Annotated in this window: 17 protein-coding genes; 10 read left to right on the forward strand and 7 right to left on the reverse strand. The window is 67.0% G+C overall.

Going from position 1 to position 21,289, the window contains the following annotated elements; translation table 11 throughout:
* Positions 1–38 precede the first annotated feature (38 nt).
* Both rlmN and H7F53_RS02150 read right to left on the reverse strand, forming a co-directional pair.
* A complete protein-coding gene (gene rlmN, locus H7F53_RS02145) occupies positions 39–1,316 on the reverse strand; it encodes a 23S rRNA (adenine(2503)-C(2))-methyltransferase RlmN (RefSeq protein ID WP_185677847.1) in 1,278 nt (425 codons plus the stop codon).
* Between the two features lie 58 nt (positions 1,317–1,374).
* On the reverse strand, positions 1,375–1,914 hold the full coding sequence (locus tag H7F53_RS02150; RefSeq protein WP_246438435.1) for a hypothetical protein: 540 nt from the start codon (positions 1,912–1,914) through the stop codon (positions 1,375–1,377).
* 191 nt (positions 1,915–2,105) lie between these two features.
* Here H7F53_RS02150 and H7F53_RS02155 point away from each other — a divergent pair, with 191 nt between their 5' ends.
* Together H7F53_RS02155 and H7F53_RS02160 are read left to right on the forward strand one after the other, a co-directional pair.
* Positions 2,106–2,279 (forward strand): Flp family type IVb pilin, encoded by a 174-nt coding sequence (locus H7F53_RS02155; protein ID WP_185677848.1) that lies wholly within the window; start codon positions 2,106–2,108, stop codon positions 2,277–2,279.
* Between the two features lie 436 nt (positions 2,280–2,715).
* The gene (locus H7F53_RS02160) at positions 2,716–3,396 is read left to right on the forward strand and encodes an outer membrane protein (RefSeq protein ID WP_185677849.1); all 681 of its coding nucleotides are present in this window, start codon (positions 2,716–2,718) and stop codon (positions 3,394–3,396) included.
* Positions 3,397–3,469: 73 nt separating this feature from the next.
* Here H7F53_RS02160 and H7F53_RS02165 read toward each other — a convergent pair whose 3' ends face one another.
* From H7F53_RS02165 to H7F53_RS02175, 3 genes are all read right to left on the reverse strand, one after another.
* Positions 3,470–4,435, reverse strand: coding sequence for a GGDEF domain-containing protein (locus H7F53_RS02165; RefSeq protein ID WP_246438436.1), 966 nt, complete (start codon positions 4,433–4,435; stop codon positions 3,470–3,472).
* Positions 4,436–4,751: 316 nt separating this feature from the next.
* A complete protein-coding gene (locus H7F53_RS02170) occupies positions 4,752–5,237 on the reverse strand; it encodes a GreA/GreB family elongation factor (protein WP_185677851.1) in 486 nt (161 codons plus the stop codon).
* 44 nt (positions 5,238–5,281) lie between these two features.
* A complete protein-coding gene (locus H7F53_RS02175) occupies positions 5,282–7,321 on the reverse strand; it encodes a lytic transglycosylase domain-containing protein (protein ID WP_185677852.1) in 2,040 nt (679 codons plus the stop codon).
* Positions 7,322–7,428: 107 nt separating this feature from the next.
* Between H7F53_RS02175 and dapA the strand changes: the two genes are divergently transcribed.
* From dapA to H7F53_RS02210, 7 genes are all read left to right on the forward strand, one after another.
* Positions 7,429–8,310 carry a 4-hydroxy-tetrahydrodipicolinate synthase gene (gene dapA, locus H7F53_RS02180; RefSeq protein ID WP_185678112.1) on the forward strand — a complete coding sequence of 294 codons (882 nt, stop codon included), beginning with the start codon at positions 7,429–7,431 and terminating at the stop codon, positions 8,308–8,310.
* Positions 8,311–8,420: 110 nt separating this feature from the next.
* Positions 8,421–8,750 carry a hypothetical protein gene (locus H7F53_RS02185; RefSeq protein ID WP_185677853.1) on the forward strand — a complete coding sequence of 110 codons (330 nt, stop codon included), beginning with the start codon at positions 8,421–8,423 and terminating at the stop codon, positions 8,748–8,750.
* Complete coding sequence (gene smpB / locus H7F53_RS02190; protein ID WP_185677854.1) at positions 8,680–9,162, forward strand: SsrA-binding protein SmpB; 483 nt, start codon at positions 8,680–8,682, stop codon at positions 9,160–9,162. Before H7F53_RS02185 ends, smpB begins: the two co-directional genes overlap by 71 nt.
* A 172-nt stretch (positions 9,163–9,334) precedes the next feature.
* The gene (locus H7F53_RS02195) at positions 9,335–9,904 is read left to right on the forward strand and encodes a DUF2062 domain-containing protein (protein ID WP_185677855.1); all 570 of its coding nucleotides are present in this window, start codon (positions 9,335–9,337) and stop codon (positions 9,902–9,904) included.
* 70 nt (positions 9,905–9,974) lie between these two features.
* Positions 9,975–12,446, forward strand: coding sequence for a hybrid sensor histidine kinase/response regulator (locus H7F53_RS02200; protein WP_185677856.1), 2,472 nt, complete (start codon positions 9,975–9,977; stop codon positions 12,444–12,446).
* 900 nt (positions 12,447–13,346) lie between these two features.
* Positions 13,347–15,275 carry a tetratricopeptide repeat protein gene (locus H7F53_RS02205; RefSeq protein WP_185677857.1) on the forward strand — a complete coding sequence of 643 codons (1,929 nt, stop codon included), beginning with the start codon at positions 13,347–13,349 and terminating at the stop codon, positions 15,273–15,275.
* Positions 15,276–15,358: 83 nt separating this feature from the next.
* Entirely contained in the window at positions 15,359–16,054 is a 696-nt protein-coding gene (locus H7F53_RS02210) for a hypothetical protein (RefSeq protein WP_185677858.1), read from the forward strand.
* Between the two features lie 55 nt (positions 16,055–16,109).
* Here the strand turns inward: H7F53_RS02210 and H7F53_RS17790 are convergent, their stop codons facing one another.
* Together H7F53_RS17790 and typA are read right to left on the reverse strand one after the other, a co-directional pair.
* The gene (locus H7F53_RS17790) at positions 16,110–16,244 is read right to left on the reverse strand and encodes a hypothetical protein (RefSeq protein WP_281384726.1); all 135 of its coding nucleotides are present in this window, start codon (positions 16,242–16,244) and stop codon (positions 16,110–16,112) included.
* 118 nt (positions 16,245–16,362) lie between these two features.
* The gene (typA, locus tag H7F53_RS02215) at positions 16,363–18,213 is read right to left on the reverse strand and encodes a translational GTPase TypA (RefSeq protein WP_185677859.1); all 1,851 of its coding nucleotides are present in this window, start codon (positions 18,211–18,213) and stop codon (positions 16,363–16,365) included.
* Positions 18,214–18,513: 300 nt separating this feature from the next.
* On the opposite strand from typA, the gene H7F53_RS02220 reads away from it, so the two are divergent.
* Positions 18,514–21,210: a TonB-dependent receptor gene (locus tag H7F53_RS02220; RefSeq protein WP_185677860.1), complete on the forward strand. Its 2,697-nt coding sequence runs from the start codon at positions 18,514–18,516 to the stop codon at positions 21,208–21,210.
* Positions 21,211–21,289: the final 79 nt, after the last annotated feature.

Genomic DNA, 21,289 nt, shown 5'->3' on the forward strand with positions numbered 1-21,289 from the left:
CCGCCCGCCACGCGGCTAGCCAGCGGCGGGCCGCACCTTTACCCCAGCGCGGCCTGCTTCTCGTCGGCCAGCCGGTCCAGCTCGGCCCGGCTGAGCTTCTGCGCGGCGGTCTTGAGCTGGCCGCAAGCGGCATCGATGTCGCGCCCGCGCGGGGTGCGGACCGGGGCGCTGATCCCGGCCTCGAACACGATCTCGGAAAAGCGCCGGATCCGTTCCGGGGTGGAGCATTCGTAGATCGCGCCAGGCCAGGGATTGAACGGGATCAGGTTGACCTTGGCGGGCAGCTTGTAGTGCTTGAGCAGGCGGACCAGCTCGCGGGCGTCCGCGTCGCTGTCGTTCTTGTCCTTGAGCATCACGTATTCGAACGTGATGCGGCGGGCGTTGCTGGCGCCGGGATAGTCGGCGCAGGCCTGGAGCAGCTCGTCCAGCCCGTACTTGCGGTTGATCGGAACGATCTCGTCGCGGACCTCCTTGCTGACGGCGTGGAGCGAGACCGCGAGGTTGACCCCGATCTCCTCGCCGCAGCGGGCCATCTGCGGGACCACGCCGCTGGTCGACAGCGTGATGCGGCGCTTGGACAGGGCCAGCCCGTCGCCGTCCATCACGATCTTCAGCGCGTCACGGACGTTGTCGAAGTTGTACAACGGCTCGCCCATGCCCATCATCACGATGTTGGTGAGCAGGCGGCCATCGGCCGAATAGTGGCCCTCGTCACTCTCGTCCTCGTCGAAGTCGAGCCCGGCCATCGTCGCCGGGCGGCTGTCGCCGGCGCCTCTCGGCCACTCGCCCAGCGCGTCACGGGCCAGCATGACCTGGCCGACGATCTCGCCCGGGGTGAGGTTGCGCACCAGCCGCATCGTGCCGGTGTGGCAGAAGCGGCAGTTCAACGTGCAGCCGACCTGGCTCGACACGCACAGCGTGCCGCGGTCGGCATCGGGGATGAACACCATCTCGAATTCGTGCCCGTCGGCCGTGCGCAGCAGCCATTTGCGGGTGCCGTCGCTGGAATGCTGGGCAAGCACGATCTCGGGCCGGCCGATGACGAAGCGCTCGGCCAGCCAGGGGCGCATGGTCTTGGCGATGTCGGTCATCGCCTCGAACTCGGTCACCCCGCGATGGTAGAGCCAGTGGAACACCTGCTTGGCGCGCAGCTTGGCCGCCTTGGCGTCAAGCCCGGCCGCGGCGAACAGCTCGGCGATGCGCCCGCGCGGCAGCCCGACCAGATCGACACGCCCATCGGCGCGCGGCGTAACGTCGCGGGGGACCGGAACCGGATCGACGTGTCCGGGGATCGACATGAGAGAAGTATCGGCCATGGAGCGCCGCGATATAGGCGGAGTGGCCGGCAAATGCCAGCGCCCAGCCCCGCCGGGCTCAGTCGCGGGCGCAGCCGAGTGTCGCGGCGTCCATCGCCGTGGCCGCCCCGGCCAGGGTGTAGACATCGACGAAGGGGCGGCCGCGACCATCGCGTGCGCTGACCCGCATCGAGCCGGCCGAGCGCATGGCCGCGACGATGGCGGCGTCCATCCGGCGGTCGGCGCTCCAGGCGTCGCCGCCACTGCCCGCCAGTGTCAGGCGCTGGCCGTTGATCGCCAGCACTGGCTTTGCCCCGCTACCGATCTGCCGGGACAGCCGGAAATGGACCTGGTTGCGCTCACCGCGCCGGGGCCAGGTTCCGATCGCGGCATAGGGCTGCCGTTCGCGCGACATGGCCGAAGGATCGGCGAGCGCGATGGCATAACAGCGCGGCACCCCGGCATCGCGGAACGCCCCCCAGCCACCGAACAGGCCCAGACTGTCGCGCGCGACGGCCGGACCGGCCACGGCGGCCAGCACCAGGCCCAGCGCCAGGGTGCGCCGGAGAGTACCGCGCGGGGCGCGAACAGGTGACCGGGAGAGGCGAATCGTTCGCATGTCCTGCCCCCAATGCCCGCTCGGCGGCCCGCGCGGAAGAGCCTGTGCAGAGGCCGAACCTTATGACTTTGTTAAGGGGGGGATGCCTAGAAAACCCGGTCTGCCAGGCCTGCCGGGGAAGCAGGAATGGCGATTCGCGCTTGGGGAAGTGCGACGGCGCGCAAGCGCCACAGGCACGAAGGAGACTGGACATGAACATGATGCGCGCCTTGCTGCGCAATGAAGACGGCGCCACCGCCATCGAGTATGGACTGATTGCCGCGTTGATCGCCGTGGCGGTGATGACCACCGTTTCGGGTCTGGGCAGCCAGCTCAACACCACCTTCCAGAAGACGTCCTCGCGGCTGCAGGCCGCGAACGCCTGATCATTTGAGCTCGGCTCCGGGTGTCGCCCCCGCTGCGCCGCAGCGCGGGGAGGCACCCGGACGGGCCCGACCGCCCGCTCGGTTGGCATCGCCGCCTGGCGGACCGGGCCGCGAGCGCCGACCACACCGCGGGCCCGGTGCGACTGGCCCATGCCATTCGCAGCCAGGACCGGCGCGATGCGCCCAGGCCATGACCGGCCGAACTCTCGGGCCGGACTCCTTATCTCAAAACGCAGCGACCGGTCGGTGGCGAGCGCCACGGCCGTCTGGCCCTGCGCGCCCGGCGCGCCGGTTTCAGCGCTCTGCCCCGGGGTAACTGTTGCTGCAGGGCCACACTTCCGCTCGTTGTCCCAGGTTCATGAAACAGCGGGACCCCTCGCTCATTCCTGTTGCCGCAGCCGGCGTGTCCGGCCGTCAACAGAGAATGGAGTGCAACATGACCAAGCTTTTCCTCCTGGCCGCAGGCGCTGGCCTCGCTGGCGCTGCCGTCCTGGTTCCCGGGGCCGCGCAGGCACAGGACGGGCGCCTGCCCTTTACCGGCCCGCGGATCGAGGCCATCGTCGGTTATGATCACAACCGCTCGGGCAGCACGGTCGACATCGATGCCGCACGCAACCTGAAGCAGTCGATCGAGGGCCTGACCTATGGTGTCGGCGCGGGCTTCGACTTCGCCACGGGCGAAACCCTGCGCGTCGGGGCCGAGGCGGAGCTTACGGACAGCTCCGCCAAGTGGGACAACAACAACGGCGTGCCCAACACCTTCAACCTCGGCCGGGTGAAGGCCGACCGCGACTTCTACGTCGGCGCGCGCATTGGTGTCGTCACCAGTCCCCGGACGATGCTCTATGCGAAGGCGGGCTACACCAATGCCCGCTACGGCCTGCTCGGCACCAACGGCAGCACCGTGCTCGACCAGCGGCTCGACACCGATGGCTACCGTCTCGGTGCGGGCCTGGAGTATGCGCTCGACAGCAACGCCTTCGCCAAGCTGGAGTACCGCTATTCGAACTATTCGCGCGGCGAGTTCGACTTCGACGGGCGGACCCCGGACAGCAGCCGCTTCAGCATCGACACCGATCGCCACCAGGTGGTGGCCGGGGTCGGCCTGCGCTTCTGAGCCGGGCAGGTCTGGCCGAACGTAACGGGGAGGCGCCCTGCGCCGCCCCGTTACGCTCATGCAAGGTGCGGCGTCAGGCCGTGCAGATCCGGTTGCGGCCTTCGGCCTTGGCGCGATAGAGCGCCTGGTCGGCGGCCTTGAGCGCCAGCCGCGGCTCGGAATAGGCGAACACGTCGGCGACGCCGCCGGAGAAGGTGATCCGCCCGATCGGCTCGTCGGTGGTCCGGTTGATGAAGTTGCGGGCGGCGAGCTGCTCGCGCGCCTGATCCAGAATCGCCCGGGATTCGTCCACGTTCTTGCCGCGGAACAGGACGACGAACTCCTCGCCGCCATGGCGGGCGACGTGGCAGCGGTCATTCGAGATGCGCGACAGAACCTCGCTGACCGCCTGGAGCACGCGGTCGCCCGTTTCGTGGCCGTGGGTATCGTTGACCGACTTGAACCGGTCGATATCGATGAAGGCGACCGACAGATTGTCGATCTCGGCCTGGGCAGCCCGGTAGTTGGTGTCGTAGACCGCCTCGAAGGCGCGGCGATTGGGCAGGCCGGTCAGGTGATCGACCTCGGCATCGCGGCGGGCGCGCTCCAGCCGCTTGCGCAGCCGATCGGCCTCGTCGGTGCTCTTCTTCATTTCCTGCTCGACCTCGCGGGTGCGCTCAAGCATCGCCTTGGCGAGCCCGGCCAGGCTGGTGATCATCTCACCGGTAGCATCAAGCGAGGTCATCGCCCCGACGTGCTCCTCCAGGCTCTCGCCATAGGCGGCCGTGGTGCCTTGCGCGCGCGTGGTCACCGCCGAGAAGCTGGCGATCGAGGTATCGAGCCGCCCCATCAGGCTTTCCAGCTCGGCCCGCTGCTCCTTTTCGCGATCTTCGCCGCCATCAGCCGCGCCGCCGAGTTCGATCAGCCAGGCCTGGTCGATCTTCTGACCCGACATCTGCCGCTCGGTGATCTTCTCGGCCAATTCGAGGTCCTCGCCAGAGAAGGCGCGCCGGGCGAGATCGAGGTTGGTGGTGGAGATATCGAGATCATGCGTCAGCAAGAATTCGCTGATCTGCTCGAGAAGGGCGCGACGGCCCGCCTTGCCGGCCGAGTCCGACCCGGTGGATGATTCCTCCGGCGGGGCTGAAGCAGCCGCCGGCGAATCATGATTTCTCGAGAAAAACTTCAACATCTCAGAAACTTCCTTGGCTGGTGCGACCCGAGCCAAGCGCTTCATAACCCCGCTTCCCCTGCAGCGGATTTGTGATCCGGATAAGCACTTGCCCTTAGGACGTTGGTCATGGCGATCCCGGCGGGCGATCCAGCGCATTCATGCGGATTTCGTGCACTTTTGCGGAAATGCCTTCAGAATGGTTTTAGGGACTCGGGTATGTAATTGATATTATCTCCCATTCCCGTTCGCCGGCGGGAAGCGTCACCCGGCGCAGGTCGCCCACCGCAGCGCCGCGCAGGGCGCGGGCGAGCGGCGCGCTCCAACCGATCCGCCCGGCGCCGGCATCCTGTTCGTCGTCGCCGACCAGGGTTACGGTCTTGTGGACATCGTCCTCGTCGGCGATCGTCACCGTGGCGCCGAACCAGACCCGGCTGCGGTCGGCCTGCCCAGCCGGGTCGACCACCCTGAGCAGCTTCATCCGGCGGGCGAGGTAACCCAGTTCGCGGTCGATCTCGCGCATGCGCTTGCGGCCATAGAGATAGTCGCCATTCTCGGAGCGGTCGCCGTTGCCCGCGGCCCAGCTCACCACTTCGACGATCGCCGGGCGCTCGGTGCCAAGCAGATGGTCGTAGCGGGCCCGCAGTGCGGCGAGGCCGGCGGGAGTGATCGGGGGGCCATCGGGTTTCATCACACCTGCCCTAGGCCGCGCCGGCCGGGCAGGACAAGGGGGGGTCAGCCGGTCACCCCGCTGCGGCCGAGGAAATGGCTGAGCGGGGCCGGCCCGCGGACACGCGCCTTGTCCGGGTTCATCGCCTCGTAGACCACCGCGTTCTCGAGCACCCGCTGCACATAGTTGCGCGTTTCGGAAACCGGGATGCGCTCGATCCAGTCGATCCAGTCGACCGTGCCGGTGCGCGGATCGCCATTGGCGCGCAGCCACTTGTTCACATTGCCCGGACCGGCGTTGTAGGCCGCAACCGCCAGCGGATAGGATCCGCCAAAGTAGTCCATCATCCGCCCGAAGTAGCCATCGCCGAGCCGCAGGTTGTAGCCCGGATCGTTCATCAGGGCGGAAGCGTCGAAAGCGAGGCCGACCTTGCCGGCCTGTTCGCGCGCGGTCCCCGGCATCAGCTGCATCAGCCCGCGGGCGCCGGCGTGGCTGACGGCGTTCTGGGCGAACTGGCTTTCCTGCCGGCTGATCGCGTGGACCATCGTCCAGTCCGCGCCCTCGGGAATCGGGATCAGCGGAAAGGCCACATGCTGGAAATCGGCGATGCCGTCGGCACCGGCGGCCTGGCCGAGGATCACCCCCAGATCACGCCGGCCAAGCTCGCGCGCCAGGTCGGCGACGATCTGGTGCTCCGCCGGGGTTTCGGCCTGGGCCGCGATCTCCTTGAAGAAGCGCACCGCGGTTGGCCAGTCGCTCTCGCGCGCCACCTCGCGCACCGCGGCCACGATCGGCCGGGCGAGGAAAGCCTGCCGCTCGGAGGGCGAGGGGACCACCGAGGGTGAGGTGGCGAAGGCCGGGATCGTCCGACCCAGCCGTTCGAGCGCGAGCTGGCCGTAGAACTGGTCGGCGTAGATCGCCGCCCGGGTGAAGTAGGGCGCCGCGCCGGCGGTGTCCCCGCCCGAGGCGAGGGCCCGTCCCGCCCAGTACAGACCCTTGGCTCGGGTCTGCGGGGTGCGCGCGGCCATGCCGTAGCGCCAGAACAGGGGCGCAGCGCTGCGCGGTGCGGCCAGCGTCCACAGCGCCTTGGTTCCGCCCAGCCACATCAACGAGGTGTAGTCATCGCGCAGCCGGAAGCTCATCCGGCTCAGATCGGCGCCCTGCGCGAAGGAATCGTCGATCAGCGTGGCGAGGCGCACCGCAGTGGCGGGATCGCTGTTGCGCGCGGCTGACAGCGTCAGGGCCACCCACTTCTCGGGATCGGTGGGCAGGCTGTCGAGCCGGGGGCGGGCGGCCAGCAGGGCGGCGGCCTCGGCCCCGCGGCCGGCGCCGATCAACTGGCGGGCGCGGTTGTAGAGAAAGCCGGGATCGGCGGCGGCCGAAGCGGGAATGGCCAGCCCGAGGGCGACCGGATCGTTGCCCTGCAGCGCCGCGAGGCGGACCTGGAACAGGTCGCGCCGCGTCGGGGAGACCAGTGCCAGCTGGCGCTGCGCCGGAGCGAGGCTGCCCGCCCAGAGCAGCGCATCCATCCGCGCGTCTTGATCGTCGGCGGTGACGCGGCCGGCCAGCAGCGGGGCCAGCGCGGTCTCGGCCGCTTCGCTCATCGCGCCGCCGCGCCAGGCGGCCAGCGCCTGGCTGTGGGCCTCGGGGCGACCCTGGCGGGCGAGCGCGAGCGCGTACTGCGCCCGCGCCGCATTGGTCAGCGGGGCGATCCGGTCGAAGTAGGCGACCACCTGGCCCGGCTCGGCCCCGCCGCGCTCAAGCGCACGTTCGGCGTTGCGCCGCAGACGGTCTTCCTCGGGGAAGCCGCGATAGGCGAGCAGGAACCCGGCATAGTCGTTGAAGGCGAAGCTGTCGTAGCGGGTCAGGCCCTGCCAGCGCTCGACCGCCTGGGCCATCGCCGTCGCCCCGCTCATCCGCAACTGCGCGCGGGCCTGGTCCCATTCGCTGCCCGCGCCGCGGGTGCTGGTCGACGCGCTGTCGCGCGTGGCTGCGGGGAGCGGCTGCACCACCGGGACCGACACGCTCTGCGACGAGACCGGTCCGCCCAGCACCAGCACCACCAGTGCCGAGGTTGCGAGGGACTGTCGGACCGTGCTGGACATTCGTCGATGGCTCCTTATCAGGCGCAAAAGTGGCAGACCCCGGTAGGCGTTCTGGCCCCCGTAAGGGAAGCTAGCCGGAGATTGGGGCAAAAGCAGGGAAAATGTCCATGTTTTCCGGTTCGATTCCGGCTCTGGTGACTCCGTTTCGCGACGGAGTGTTCGATGAGAGGGCGTTTCGACGTCTGGTTGACTGGCAGATCGCCAACGGCTCGGCCGCGCTGGTGCCCTGTGGGACCACCGGCGAGAACTCGACCCTGTCGAACGCCGAGCATCACCGCGTGATCGAGGTGTGCATCGAGCAGGCCGCCGGGCGGGTGCCGGTGATCGCCGGATGCGGCAGCAACGACACGATGAACGCGATGCTGCACATGACCTTCTCGAAGAAGTGCGGCGCTGCCGCCGCGCTGCTGGTCGCGCCCTATTATAACCGGCCGAGCCAGGCGGGCCTGCTGGCGCACTTCTCCTATCTGGCGGAACACGTCGACCTGCCGATCGTGCTCTACAACGTCCCGGCGCGCACGGTGACCGACATCCAGCCGGAGACCGTGATCGAACTGGCGCGCCGCTTTCCCGGCAAGATCATCGGGATCAAGGACGCCAGCGGCGACCTGTCGCGCGTGACCGATCATCGGATGGGGATCGGCGCCGATTTCTGCCAGCTCTCGGGCGACGACGAGCTGGCGCTGCCGTTCAACGCGGCCGGCGGGGTGGGCTGCATCTCGGTGACCGCCAATGTCGCCCCGCAGCTCTGCGCCGAGTTCCAGGCGGCCTGTGCGGCCAACGATCTGCAGAAGGCGCGCGAGCTCAACGACCGGCTCTACCCGCTGCACTACGCGATGTTCGAGGACGCCTCGCCGGGACCGGTCAAGTATGCGTTGAGCCGCGTGCTCGAAGGGATGACCGACGAGCTGCGGCTGCCGCTGGTCGCCTGCAACCAGACGGCGCGGCAGGCGGTGGACGCCGCCCTGGTTCACGCCGGAGTGCTGTAGACCGTCGCCTAGGCCGGCCAGCGGGCTCGGTTGGGCGCATTCCGTTCGCAAAATGCGATGAACTGTCGGCGGTGGCGGGAACGCCCGTGTTCCAGCGGGCTTCAACAGGCATGGCTCGCAAACCCACCGCTCGCCCCGTCTTCGACGCCCCGATCCACGTGATGTCCGGGCGCGACGGCACCGTAACCCTGTTCCTGCCGGACGGGCACCGTCTGGTCCTGACCGCCGAGGCGGCAGTGCGATCGGGCACGATGCTGTCCCGCGCGCGCCAGCGCCTGCCGGCCGGACTGGTGATCCCGGCCGAGTTCGGTCTGGCGCGGGCGAAGGGCCTAGGCAAGCCGGGCGATGCCACCTACATGGCAGCCCACCATGGCCCGACCGACACCAGCCACCTTCGACAAAAAGAAGACCGTCGCCGAAAACCGGCGGGCGCGGTTTGACTATTACATCGACGAGGTCTTCGAGGCCGGTATCGCGCTGACCGGGACCGAGGTGAAGTCGCTGCGCTTCGGAGAAGGCTCGATTGCCGAATCCTATGCCGAGGTGCGCGACGGGCAGGTCTGGCTGGTCAACTCGAACGTGCCCGAGTTCAGCCATGGCAACCGCTTCAACCACGAGCCCAAGCGGCCGCGCAAGCTGCTGTTGCACGAACGCGAGATCGGCAAGCTGACCGGTGCGGTCGAGCGCAAGGGGATGACCCTGGTTCCCCTGTCGATCTATTTCAACGGGCGCGGCCGGGCGAAGGTCGAGCTCGCCCTCGCCAAGGGCAAGAACGCCGCCGACAAGCGCCAGACGATCAAGGAACGCGACTGGAAGCGCGAGCAGTCGCGGCTGCTGCGCGACCACGGCTGAGTCCGCGCGGCGGCCTGCCCCGAAGGGCAGGGTGTTGCGGGCATGCTGACCCGCCGGGCGCTGTTGACGATCCGGGCGTGGCTCTTCATCGGCCGGAAAGGACTGGCGGGGTAATCGCGGATATCGCGGGCGGTGCCGTTCGGCTATGGTCGCCGCGAAGGTAGACGGGACGATGATCGCGAAGTTTTCAGCCTGGGCCCAACGCTCGATGCCGACGCGCGAACAGCTCGGCAGCAACCGCTTTGTCCAGCCCTTCGCGCATCGCGTGCTGGCCAGCGAGCTGTGGCGCTTCACCCGCCGCTCGGTGCCGCGGGGCGTGGCGCTGGGCATGCTGGTGGGGATCATCATTCCGTTTGCCCAGATCGTCTTCGCGGCCTTCCTCAGCCTGTCGGTCCGGGCCAATGTCCCGGTCGCGGCGCTGACCACCTTCATCACCAACCCGTTCACCACCCCGCTGATCTGGGCCGCGTCGTACAAGGTCGGCGAACGGCTGCTCTATTTCGATTCGATGCTCCATGCGAACCCGATCGACAGCCTGCTGCAGGTGACCGATGCCTGGCATCTGCTGATCTGGCTGACCGCCGAGGGCAAGGTGCTGGCGCTGGGCCTGGTGGTGGTGGCGGTGGTCTCGGCTGCGGTGTCCTATCTGGCGACCAGCGTGGCATGGAGCGCCTGGATCCGCGCCAAGCGCCGCCGCGTGCTGGCCGCGCGCGACGAACCGGGCCGTCCGTCCACCGATTGATCGCACCGTCGCAGGCCTGGATGGCCCGGCGGTTCGTGACAGCGCCGCCTGCCGCAGCTATGCCGCTGGCATGACGGACCGCGCCGCCCGATTTGCCACCCCCGCACCAGCCTCCGCCGCAGCCGCTCCTGCCCGGACCGGTGTGCTGCGCGATGGCGTGCTGGTGGCGGGCGGCTTCGTCGCCTCGCTGGCGGCGCTGTGGCTGGTCAGCGGCGAGCCGCTGGTGACCGCGGGCTTCGGCGGCGGGGCGGCGGCGCTGGGCGGGCTCGGCTGGGTGCTGGCACGGCGGCGTCCGGCGGAGCCCGAGCCCGAATGGGCCCTGCCTGACTGGACCGTGACCGTCGCCGCGATCGACAACGACGAGCGTGCCGTGGCGATCATCGACCGCGCCGGTCGGCTGGTCTGCGCCAATGCCACTTACGAGCGCTGGTTCGGCATCGCCAATCCGCCACCGCGGCTGCCGGTCGATCCGGCCGCGACCGAGGTGCTGGCACGGACCGCGCGGGCAGCCTGGCGCGATGGCCGGGCCGCGGCCGAGACCGTGGCGGCGGGCGAGCGGGTCTGGCGGGCCGAGGTCCACCGCGCCGGGCGCGGCGAGGATTTCCTGGTCTGGCATCTCGCCGAGGTGACCCGGCCCGATCCGGTCGCCGAACTGGGCCGCGCGATCGAGGGCAAGCTGGGGCGGGCGCTCGCCGTGGCCGGGATCAGCGCCGCGATCGTCACCCCCGAGGGCGAGATCCGCGCCGCCAGCGAAGGTCTGGCCCTGCGCGCCACCGGGGATGCCGGCGCCGATCTGCGCGGCCAGTCCTTCGTCGCGCTGCTGCGTCAGGACGATGCCGACCGCATCACCTGGGCGCGCGAGGGGCGCGAGGGGCAGCCGCTGGTGCTCTACTACGTGCCGGTTGCCGATCCCGACAGCGGTGTGGCGCCCGATCCCGATCATACCCCCTCGCTGATGCTGCTGGCCGACGCCGGGATCGGCATCGGTGCCGCCAGCGCGCAGGGCGATGGCCAGGCCGCGGTGCCGCACCTCGAGGCGCTGCTCGCCCAGTTGCCGCTGGGCCTCGCCATGGCCGACCGCGACGGGCGGCTGCTGTTCGCCAATGCCGCCTTCCTGCGCGCGGCCGGACGCGCCGGCGAGGAGCCGCCGCCGTTCCCCTCCGACCTGGTGGTGCGCGAGGACAAGGGCGCCCTGTCCGACGCGGTGCGGCGCCATGCGCAGGGGCCGGCCAGCGCGGGCGACATCGCGGTGCGGCTCAAGTTCCAGCCCGACGAGCCGGTCTCGCTCAGCCTTGCCGGGGTGCGCGGGCTGGGCGAGGCGGCCGTGCTGCTGGGCCTGTCCGACAGCACCGAGGAGACGCGGCTCAAGCGCCAGGTCGCCCAGGCCAGCAAGATGCAGGCGGTGGGCCAGCTGGCGGGCGGGGTGGCGCATGATTTCAACAACGTGCTCACCGCGATCCTCGGCACCTGCGACCTGATGCTGCTGCGCCATACCCCCGGCGACAGCGACTATGACGACATCCAGCAGATCCGCGCCAGCTCGAACCGCGCGGCCAGCCTGACCCGGCAACTGCTCGCCTTCTCGCGCCAGCAGACCCTGCGCCCCGAGGTGCTGCAGCTGCCCGACATCGTCTCGGACATCACCCAGATGCTCAAGCGCCTGATCGGCGAGAAGATCCGCTTCGAGGTGCGGCACGACCGCGATCTCGGGGCGGTGCGGGCCGATCCGACCCAGCTCGAGCAGGTCATCGTCAACCTCGTGGTCAATGCCCGCGACGCGCTGGCCGACAAGGCCGACGGCAGCGCCCGGCTGACCATCACCACCCGGCGGATGAAGGCCTCCGACGTGCGCTCGCGCGGGGGCGAGATCCTGCCGCAGGGCGACTATACCGCGCTGATCGTCGAGGACACCGGCAGCGGCATCGCCCCCGAGCACCTGTCCAAGATCTTCGAGCCGTTCTTCACCACCAAGGAGCAGGGCCGCGGCACCGGGCTGGGGCTCTCCACCGTCTATGGCATCGTCAAGCAGTCGGGCGGCTACATCTTCGCCGACAGCGAGGTGGGCAAGGGCACCTGCTTCTCGATCTACTTCCCGGTCCACCACGGCCCGGCGGCCAGCAGCGGCGGCGCCCAGCTCGCCGCCCGCACCGAGGAGCCGCGCAAGTGGGCCGGCGGCGGCAAGATCCTGCTGGTCGAGGACGAGGACACCGTCCGCGCCGTGGCCGAGCGCGCGCTCACCCGCCAGGGCTACGAGGTGACCGTCGCCGCCGACGGCGAGGAGGGGCTCCAGTTCGTCGCGCTCGGCCGCCGCTACGATCTGGTGGTGAGCGACGTGGTCATGCCGGTGATGGACGGCCCGGCCATGGCCCGCGAGATCCGCAAGATCGTGCCCAGCGTGCCATTCCTGTTCATGTCGGGCTATGCCGAGGAACAGCTCCGCAAGGAGATCGACTTCGACAACATGCACTTCATGCCCAAGCCCTTCACCGTGCAGCAGATCACCGACACGGTGGCGCAGGTGCTGGGCGCGGTGAAGGGCTAGGGCCGGTCCGGCTCAGGCCGAACCCCACCAGCCCCCGTCCGACCTCCGGGTCGCGCCCTTCGCCAGGCTCGGGATCCACCTCGGCCCCTCAGGCCGCAGGCGGGACACGCCGGGCGATGCCTCGCGGCGGCGCGCGCGGCAAACGGACGAGGGGGGCGTGAACCTCCCCAGGGCAGACCCCAGGACAGACCCCAGGGCGGCCCCGGCCCGGCCCCGGCCCGCAGCCGGACGCTCCGGCGCCATGGGCCTGTCCACCGGCCCGGTCCCCCACCACGCCGCAGCGGCCCCGACCTGCGCGCGGCGGCCGGCCGGGTGCGGTTGACACGGTTGACACGGTCCTGAGCGCAAAGCGCGAGGCGCAGACGGCCCGCCGCGCCAAGGGCCCGGCCAGCGCGGCGCGCGCGGCCCGCCCCCGCGCGGGTGTTGACACGGTTGACAGGGTCCAGAGCGACCAAACCGCGGCGCGGGCAGCCGCCCCCGCCAGCGGCTGACGCACGCGCCGCTGCGGGCGGGCGAAGGGGCGAGCAGGTGGGCGACATGCCCGCGAGTGTAGCGCGGGGTGGGGGATGTAGGACAGGCGGGCTGGTTGGCTGGTTGCGGAGTGGGTGGGGCGTGGGGTGCGGCTAGAGTTGGTCGTGCAAGATCAGAGGAATGAACGTCGGCTTCCACCTGAAGCTGCCAGGCGGTTTTTGGGATCGAGCCCCGACCCCGCTCACGGCCGAGTCCTGGTGGATAGGCGAAAGTCTTCTTTGCGGGACCGCCGCAGCCATCGCCGACGGACGTTGTTCATCTGTTGCGACGTCGTTTCTCCAGCGGTAACCTACCGAAGCGCTGCGGTAAGGCGCGATGCAGGCGGCCATAGCGTTTGGTTGCCAGGCGTTGGCGGCATGTGGGGGATGGATGCTTCGACTGAAAGTCTTGTTGGTCGCGATCGCCCTATGGTTTGCGATGGGATCGGCATCTGTCAACGCCCAAGCTGGGGGCTCATACGAAATCAGGACCGTCGCCGGATTGGAGCAGACCTGTTCAGGCGGCAATGCAGCCGACTGCGACGTGCTCGGCATGCTCTACCTGACCGGCGACGGCACAGCCAAGGATCCCAAGAAAGCCGCTACCTATTTCCAGCGCGCCTGTGACAGGGGTGATGCGCGCGGCTGCTTCAACCTTGGTGAAAGCTACCAGTTCGGCGACGGTGTGCTTAAGGATCCAGCCAAGGCGGCAGCCTTCTATCTGCGCGCGTGCGACGGGCGCGAGAAGAAGGGTTGTTCGGAACTGGCGCTCAGCTATCTGGGCGGCAGTGGCGTTGAACGCAACGAGGCCAAAGCTGCGCTCTATGCCGACCGATCTTGTACGCTCAACAGTCCATTCGGCTGCGCGATTCTCGGTGTGGCCTATGCCGAAGGGGTCGAGGGCTATCCGCAGGATCTTGCCAAGGCCAAAGATCTCCTGTCCGACGCCTGCCACCAAAAGGTCGATTATACAAAGAAGCCCGACGAGGCAGCTCGCCTGGCATGCCCAGCCCTCGCTAAGGTGACAGGCGAGCCTGCTTGTGGGCCGATCGAGAAAGCAGGGACGGCAAGCGTCCGCCATTGCTTTGACGAGCGAGGAGGAACGGCAGCGTGGATTCGAACGTTGGTGACGAAGGACGCAGATAACGACTTCGACCCGGCCAGAGTTCGGGCCGCGCTCGATGCTCCTCAGCACCAGCGACCGACTCCGGTAGCGGCGGCAAGCCCTTCGGTGGCACCTGCTGTCATTGCGTTCAGCGCAGGTAATGCGGCCTATGCGCGCAAGGATCATGTCGCTGCCGCCGCGCAGTTTGCCAAGGCTTGCGATGCAGGCTCGGCCGAAGCATGCGGCATATTGGGGGCAATGTACCTCAGCGGTGAAGGCGTCACCGCCAACATGACCCGGGCAGCTCCTCTGTTGGCGAGGGCATGCGATGCCGGGATCGTCAGATCATGCGGAAACTTGGGGCGCTTGTATGAACGCGGAAGCGGTGTGACGAAAAACAAAGCGCTAGCGTTAAAGTTCTACATGGTCGCATGCAACAATTCAGAGATTTCTTTTTGTAACGATCTTGGTAATATTTACGAAAGTGGTGACGGTACTGGAGTGGAGCCTAATTTAGGTCAAGCTGAAGCGCTCTATAAGAAAACCTGCGATGCTGATATTGCACTCGGTTGCTACAACTTGGGGGCACTTTACTTTTCTGGCCCATACACCGACGAAAGCAGTTCCAAAGCGACGCGGTGGTATCAGATGGCCTGTGACAAAGGTGACACGCGTGGATGCGATAAAGTTGCGCTTCTGGCATCGCAAAAAGAGAAGTTTGCGTTGATTGCTGAGCAAAATCGGCAATACGCATTAATGGAGAAAAAATCGGCGGAAAAAGCGAGGATTGCAGAGGCAAGTAAGAGGCCGGTTGACTGCATAGAATTGCCAAAAAATAAAGTTGTCGATGTTCAGCCAGACACTTACACGCAATGCAGTGATGGAGAGTGCAAAAGGTATGAATCTTGGTCGCCGGTTAGAAGGACAATGATTGTTTCGACAGAAATAAAAAACTCTTGCTCAAGATCAGTTGAGGTTCATGTATTTTACGATATTGTAAATAGTGCTGAGACTGCGAAAAGGTGGTATGGTCCTAACGCTTACGTGCCAAAGAAGAATCACTTTATAACTGTCCCTGCTAAAAATTCGTCATATTTGGCCTATTCTGATTATAAATTTATTTCTGCGAGATGGTCTTCTCAAGATGGAGGTGCGCAATATCCTCCAAATTCCATGTGCTCTCTTCAGTATGCCAATGTAAGAGATTGCAAATAACGAATATTATTTCGATTATAAAAAATTTTAAAAATATATATCTAAAGTAATTAAACGAGAGTTATTTTATTCCGGAGCTAGGCGTGCGCATTTTTACTTATATTGTATTGTGCTTGGCTGCTTACGGCCATGCAGTTCAAGCGCAAGCTGGTCCAGAATGCCGCACCGCGGCGCTCCCCGACGGGACCCCGGCGCTGTTCTGCAAGGACAAGAAGGGCAACTGGCAGCAGCAGCAAGGCAAGGTCGCCGTCGCGCCCGCAGCCCTGCCTACGAGCGCCGCACAGCAGCTACTTTACGCCGACGCCCGCTATCGTGGGTCGGTTGTTTACGTCTATCCCATCGAAGAGCGCCGGCGCCGAAATACGGGCATCATTGATGCCCTCGTAAGCGCAGCTGCATCCAACACCCGCAGGGAGGAAATTCTCGCGTCAATAACCATGCGCATCGAAGGGGAGGTTGTTACCGGAACCATTACCGGCGGGGTCTGGACCAACAATGTGCCGATCACCGGCACGCGCAGAAATGGCATTTGCGACATATCTGCTACCCTCAACGGCGACTCAGTCGTTTACAAAGGCAAATGTGACGCCTCCGGGTTCAGCGGGACGGCTACACAATATCCGCGACGCGGCACCTCGACTAAAGGCACTTTCCAACTTGCCGCAATCTCCTTCACCGATACCAGCACACGCGACTCCCGTCGCGCCGACCTCGAAGCAAAGTGCGATGGCGGGAGCGGTAGCGTCGAAGCCTGCGTGGAACTTGATCAGCTCAAATAGCGTAGCCCTTCTCCAGCCCAATCCTGTGCCGTTCCGCTATCCCGCCGAGATCGAGTCACATCTGGTTATGGCTGCTTAAGAGCAACGGATGATCGTCGCCGAACGTCCGCTTCGGGATCGGTTGCGGGATGTCGGCTTCTGGCAGAACCCCGGTCGAAGCTGACTGACCGGTATTGGCGAAACCAGTCATTCAGCATGTCGACTGGAACCGGCGGGTTTGCCCCACCGCAGCCCCTCCAAAAAAACAAAAAGGCCCGGAGCTTCCACCCCGGGCCTTCCCAAAACCGCTACACCGCAGCCACCGCCGTTCAGGCGGCTTCCTTCTTGCGGCTGGCCTTCTTGCGCTCGTTCGGATCGAGGATCGCCTTGCGCAGGCGGATCGACTTGGGGGTCACCTCGACCATCTCGTCGTCGTCGATATAGGCGATCGCCTGTTCCAGCGTCATCACCCGCGGCGGGGTGAGGCGGATCGCGTCGTCCTTGCCGGTCGAGCGGAAGTTGGTGAGCTGCTTCGACTTCATCGGGTTGACCTCGAGGTCTTCCGGCTTCGCGTTCTCGCCGATGATCATGCCTTCATAGAGCGGCTCGCCCACGCCGACGAACAGGACGCCGCGCTCTTCCAGCGGGCCGAGGGCATAGGCCACGGCCTCGCCATTGCCGTTCGAGATGAGGACGCCGTTCTTGCGGCCCTCGATCTTGCCCTTGTAGGGGCCGTACTTGTCGAACAGGCGGTTCATGATGCCGGTGCCGCGGGTGTCCGAGAGGAACTCGCCGTGATAGCCGATCAGCCCGCGCGACGGGGCCGAGAAGGTGATGCGGGTCTTGCCGCCGCCGCTGGGGCGCATGTCGGTCATCTCGGCCTTGCGGATCGCCATCTTCTCGACGACCGTGCCGGCGTGCTCGTCGTCCACGTCGATCACCACGGTCTCGTAGGGCTCGGTGCGGTTGCCGTTCTCGTCCTGGCCATAGAGCACGCGCGGACGGCTGATGCCCAGCTCGAAGCCCTCGCGGCGCATGGTCTCGATCAGCACGCCCAGCTGCAGTTCGCCGCGGCCGGCCACCTCGAAGCTGTCCTTGTCGGCGCTTTCGGTGATCTTGATCGCGACGTTGCTCTCGCCCTCGCGCTCGAGCCGGTCGCGGATCATGCGGCTGGTGACCTTGGAGCCCTCGCGCCCGGCCATCGGGCTGTCGTTGACCGAGAAGCGCATCGACAGGGTCGGCGGATCGATCGGCTGGGCCTTGATCGGCACGGCCACCTCCGGCGCGGCGACGGTGTTGGCCACCGTGGCGACGGCCAGACCGGCGAGCGAGATGATGTCGCCGGCGCGGGCCTCTTCCACCGGCACGCGTTCCAGCCCGCGGAAGGTCATCAGCTTGGAGGCGCGGCCGGTCTCGATGACATTGCCGTCCATGTCGAGCGCGCGGATCGGATCGTTGACGCGGATCGTGCCCGACTGGACGCGGCCGGTCAGCACGCGGCCGAGGAAGTTGTCGCGATCCAGCAGCGTGGCGAGGAAGGTGAAGGGCGCATCGACGTCGAGCGCCGGCGGCGGGACGTAGTCGACGATCTTCTGGAACAGCGGCACCAGCGTGCCCTCGCGGCGGTCCGGGTCCTCGCTGGCATAGCCGTTGCGGCCCGAGGCGTAGAGCACCGGGAAATCGAGCTGGTCGTCATTGGCGTCGAGCGTGACGAACAGGTCGAACACCTCGTCGAGCACCTCCTGGATGCGCTGGTCGGGGCGGTCGACCTTGTTGACCACCACGATCGGGCGCAGCCCCAGCGCCAGCGCCTTGCCGGTGACGAACTTGGTCTGCGGCATCGCGCCTTCCGAGCTGTCGACCAGCAGGATCACGCCGTCGACCATCGAGAGGATGCGCTCCACCTCGCCGCCGAAGTCGGCGTGGCCGGGGGTGTCGACGATGTTGATGCGCACCGCCTGGTCCGAACCCTCCGGGGTCCATTCGACCGAGGTCGGCTTGGCGAGGATGGTGATCCCGCGTTCCTTCTCGAGATCGTTCGAATCCATCGCCCGTTCCTCGACTCGCTGGTTGTCGCGGAAGGTGCCGGACTGGCGGAACAGCTGATCGACCAGGGTGGTCTTGCCGTGGTCGACGTGGGCGATGATCGCAATATTGCGCAGCGGAAGCGGGGCGGACATGAAATGGGATCTTTCGTGAGACAAAAAACGGCGCCAATTCGCTGCGGCGCAACATTGGCCGCGCCCGTAGCGTAAGAGGCGGATTCGAGCAAGCGGCGCGTGGCCCGGCTGCCGCATTGCAACGTGCAACACCTGCGGCAAACCTGCCACAGCGGGGGCCCGCTTGGCTAAAATCTTGCGCGGGGAGATTGCCTTGAGCCCGCAGGAATCCTATGATTTCGGCAGTAAACAAGCAGGGTCGCCCCCGGGACGGTGGGGGCAGGTCCCACGGGGGTACCCCGGGGTAGAGAGGATTTTTGCATGAAGCGTATCGTTGCAGGTGTTACCGGTTGTGGGCGCGTGGCTCTGGCCGGAGGTGTTGCCATGCTGGCCCTGGTCCTGCCCGCCGTCGTCCAGGCGCAGACCGCGCCGGCCCCGCGCGAGGAGGCCCAGCCGGCCCCGGAAGCCCCCGCTGACGCCGACCTGTCCGGCAACGAGATCGTCGTCACCGCGACCAAGCGCGAGCAGACGCTGCAGGACGTGCCGGTGGCCGTCACGGTGACCTCGGCCGAGACGATCGAGCGCGCCCAGATCCGCGACATCCGCGACCTGTCCACCGTGGTCCCCTCGCTGCGCGTCAACACGCTGCAGAGCTCGGCCAACACCAACTTCTACATCCGCGGCTTCGGCAACGGCGCCAACAACGCGGGCATCGAGCCCTCGGTCGGCCTGTTCATCGACGGCGTCTACCGCTCGCGCTCGGCCTCGATGATCGCCGACCTGCCCGATATCCAGCGGGTTGAGGTGCTGCGCGGGCCGCAGTCGACGCTGTTCGGCAAGAACGCCTCGGCCGGCGTGATCTCGTTCGTCACCAAGGAGCCGCAGTTCAAGCTCGGCGGCAACGTCGAGGCCAGCTACGGCAACTACAACGCCTTCGTCACCAAGGGCTACATCACCGGTCCGCTGGGCGAGAACGTCGCCGCCAGCATCGCCGGCGGCTACAACCGGCGCGACGGCTTCATCACCGATCTCGGCACCAACACCAAGGCCAACGAGCGCAACCGCTGGTTCGCCCGCGGCCAGCTGCTGTTCGAGCCGTCGAGCGACTTCAAGGTCCGCCTGATCGGCGACTACGGCCGGATCGACGAGAACTGCTGCGCGGTGGTCAACATCCAGCGTTCGCCCGGCGTCGGCCCGTCGCAGATCATCACCAATGTCCTGGGCGGCAGGATCAGCGATCCGGCCAACCCCTTCGCCGACATCACCTATGCCAACCTGCCGTCGACCAACAAGATCGACAACTGGGGCCTCTCGGGCCAGGCCGATTACAGCGTGGGCGTGCTCAAGCTGACCTCGATCACCTCGTATCGCAAGACCAAGGCGATCACCAACCAGGACTCCGACTTCACCAGCTCGGACCTGATCGGACGCAACTATCAGGATCTGCGGATCGACACCTTCACCCAGGAACTGCGCCTCGCCACCGACTGGGAGGGCCCGATCAACGGCCTGCTCGGCGGCTTCTACTTCAACGAGGCGATCAACCAGGACAACCAGCTGCTGCTGGGCAGCGACTTCCGCAACTATGCCGATTTCCTGATCCGCGGCCAGTCGGCCAATGCCTTCACGCTGGGCTCGGTCGAGCAGCTGCTCACCGCCGCCAGCGGCACCAACTACATCGGCCGCTCGTTCGGCAACGGTACGGGCTTCACCGAGCGCTACCGGCTGAAGAACGAAAGCTTCTCGATCTTCGGGCAGATCGACTTCGAGGTCACCGACCGGCTGACCCTGACCGGCGGCCTGAACTACACGCACGACACGAAGGCCTTCTCGACCAACAACGTCTCGAACGAGGTGTTCTCGGCGATCCCGCTGAGCAACCCGACCCTGCTGGCCGGCGCGGCCCAGGTGCTGACCGCGCAGCGCATCGGCCAGATCACCGGCCAGGCGCCCTCGGCGGCCGTGGTCCAGGGCTTCGCCCAGGCCAACCCGGCCGTGTTCCAGCAGATCGTCGCCGGATCGACCGCCGCGGCCGGGCAGCTGCCCTCGCTCGCCGCCCTGCAGTTCCTGCCGCCCTTCCTCAACGTGCCCAACGCCCTTGAGACCGGCAGGGTCTCGGATGGTCAGTGGTCGGTCACCGCGCGGCTGGCCTATGACGTGAACGATCACATCAACGTCTATGCCTCCTATGCCACCGGCTACAAGGCGGCCTCGGTCAACCTCTCGCGCGACAGCCGCCCGACCCCGGCCGACCTCGCCACGATCCAGTCGAACCCGGCCCTGGCCGCGCTGCGCCTGGCCAACCTGAGCTCGGGCAGCCGCATCGCCGATCCCGAGATCGCCACGGTCTACGAGGCCGGGCTCAAGGGCAACTGGGGCATCGCCAGCGCCAACATCGCGGTGTTCAAGCAGTCGATCAAGGGCTTCCAGTCGAACATCTTCGCCGGCACCGGCTTCCGCCTCGCCAACGCGGGCAAGCAGTCATCGTTCGGCGTCGAGTTCGAGGGCATGGTCCACCCGCACCGCGAGCTGACCCTCAGCCTCGGCATGACCTACCTCGATCCCAAGTACGACAGCTTCGTGCTGTCGGGCGTGGGTGACATCAGCGGCACCCGTCCGGGCGGGGTCTCGCCGCTGACCGCCTCGTTCGGCGCGGTGTGGAACCACGAGCTGAACAATGGCGACCGTCTGATCCTGTCGGGCGACTACCGCTACGAGGCGCCCTTCGCCCTGGTCGAGGGTCTGCCCAACCTGGTGGTGCGCAACAGCGCCGGCGCGATCGTCAGCTCGGCCGCCGCCGTGGCCGCGGCGCAGAACCGCAAGCAGGAGATCAAGCTGCTCAACGGCTCGTTCACCTATGCGCTGGCCAGCGGGCTGGAGCTTACCATCTGGGGCCGCAACCTGACCAACCAGCGGACGATCCTGCAGATCTTCGACAGCCCGGTGCAGATCGGCTCGATCTCGGGCTATCCCAGCGAGCCGCGCACCTGGGGCGGAGCCGTGCGCTACCGGTTCTGAGCCGGGCGCCGATCGCAGCGGGAAGGGGGGGCGGCTTTGCCCCCCCTTTTTCGTGGAGACGCTGGTGGGCGTGAACGCC

Origin of the sequence: Novosphingobium piscinae (assembly GCF_014230355.1) — a bacterium.
Classification (GTDB): domain Bacteria; phylum Pseudomonadota; class Alphaproteobacteria; order Sphingomonadales; family Sphingomonadaceae; genus Novosphingobium; species Novosphingobium piscinae.

What these genes read in the sequence shown, in the direction of transcription:
- rlmN (WP_185677847.1), bottom strand. Translation starts at nt 1,316, where the DNA reads ATGGCCGATACTTCTCTCATGTCGATCCCCGGACACGTCGATCCGGTT.
- H7F53_RS02150 (WP_246438435.1), bottom strand. Translation starts at nt 1,914, where the DNA reads ATGCGAACGATTCGCCTCTCCCGGTCACCTGTTCGCGCCCCGCGCGGT.
- H7F53_RS02155 (WP_185677848.1), top strand. Translation starts at nt 2,106, where the DNA reads ATGAACATGATGCGCGCCTTGCTGCGCAATGAAGACGGCGCCACCGCC.
- H7F53_RS02160 (WP_185677849.1), top strand. Translation starts at nt 2,716, where the DNA reads ATGACCAAGCTTTTCCTCCTGGCCGCAGGCGCTGGCCTCGCTGGCGCT.
- H7F53_RS02170 (WP_185677851.1), bottom strand. Translation starts at nt 5,237, where the DNA reads ATGAAACCCGATGGCCCCCCGATCACTCCCGCCGGCCTCGCCGCACTG.
- H7F53_RS02175 (WP_185677852.1), bottom strand. Translation starts at nt 7,321, where the DNA reads ATGTCCAGCACGGTCCGACAGTCCCTCGCAACCTCGGCACTGGTGGTG.
- dapA (WP_185678112.1), top strand. Translation starts at nt 7,429, where the DNA reads ATGTTTTCCGGTTCGATTCCGGCTCTGGTGACTCCGTTTCGCGACGGA.
- H7F53_RS02185 (WP_185677853.1), top strand. Translation starts at nt 8,421, where the DNA reads ATGGCTCGCAAACCCACCGCTCGCCCCGTCTTCGACGCCCCGATCCAC.
- smpB (WP_185677854.1), top strand. Translation starts at nt 8,680, where the DNA reads ATGGCCCGACCGACACCAGCCACCTTCGACAAAAAGAAGACCGTCGCC.
- H7F53_RS02195 (WP_185677855.1), top strand. Translation starts at nt 9,335, where the DNA reads ATGATCGCGAAGTTTTCAGCCTGGGCCCAACGCTCGATGCCGACGCGC.
- H7F53_RS02200 (WP_185677856.1), top strand. Translation starts at nt 9,975, where the DNA reads ATGACGGACCGCGCCGCCCGATTTGCCACCCCCGCACCAGCCTCCGCC.
- H7F53_RS02205 (WP_185677857.1), top strand. Translation starts at nt 13,347, where the DNA reads ATGCTTCGACTGAAAGTCTTGTTGGTCGCGATCGCCCTATGGTTTGCG.
- H7F53_RS17790 (WP_281384726.1), bottom strand. Translation starts at nt 16,244, where the DNA reads ATGACTGGTTTCGCCAATACCGGTCAGTCAGCTTCGACCGGGGTTCTG.
- typA (WP_185677859.1), bottom strand. Translation starts at nt 18,213, where the DNA reads ATGTCCGCCCCGCTTCCGCTGCGCAATATTGCGATCATCGCCCACGTC.
- H7F53_RS02220 (WP_185677860.1), top strand. Translation starts at nt 18,514, where the DNA reads ATGAAGCGTATCGTTGCAGGTGTTACCGGTTGTGGGCGCGTGGCTCTG.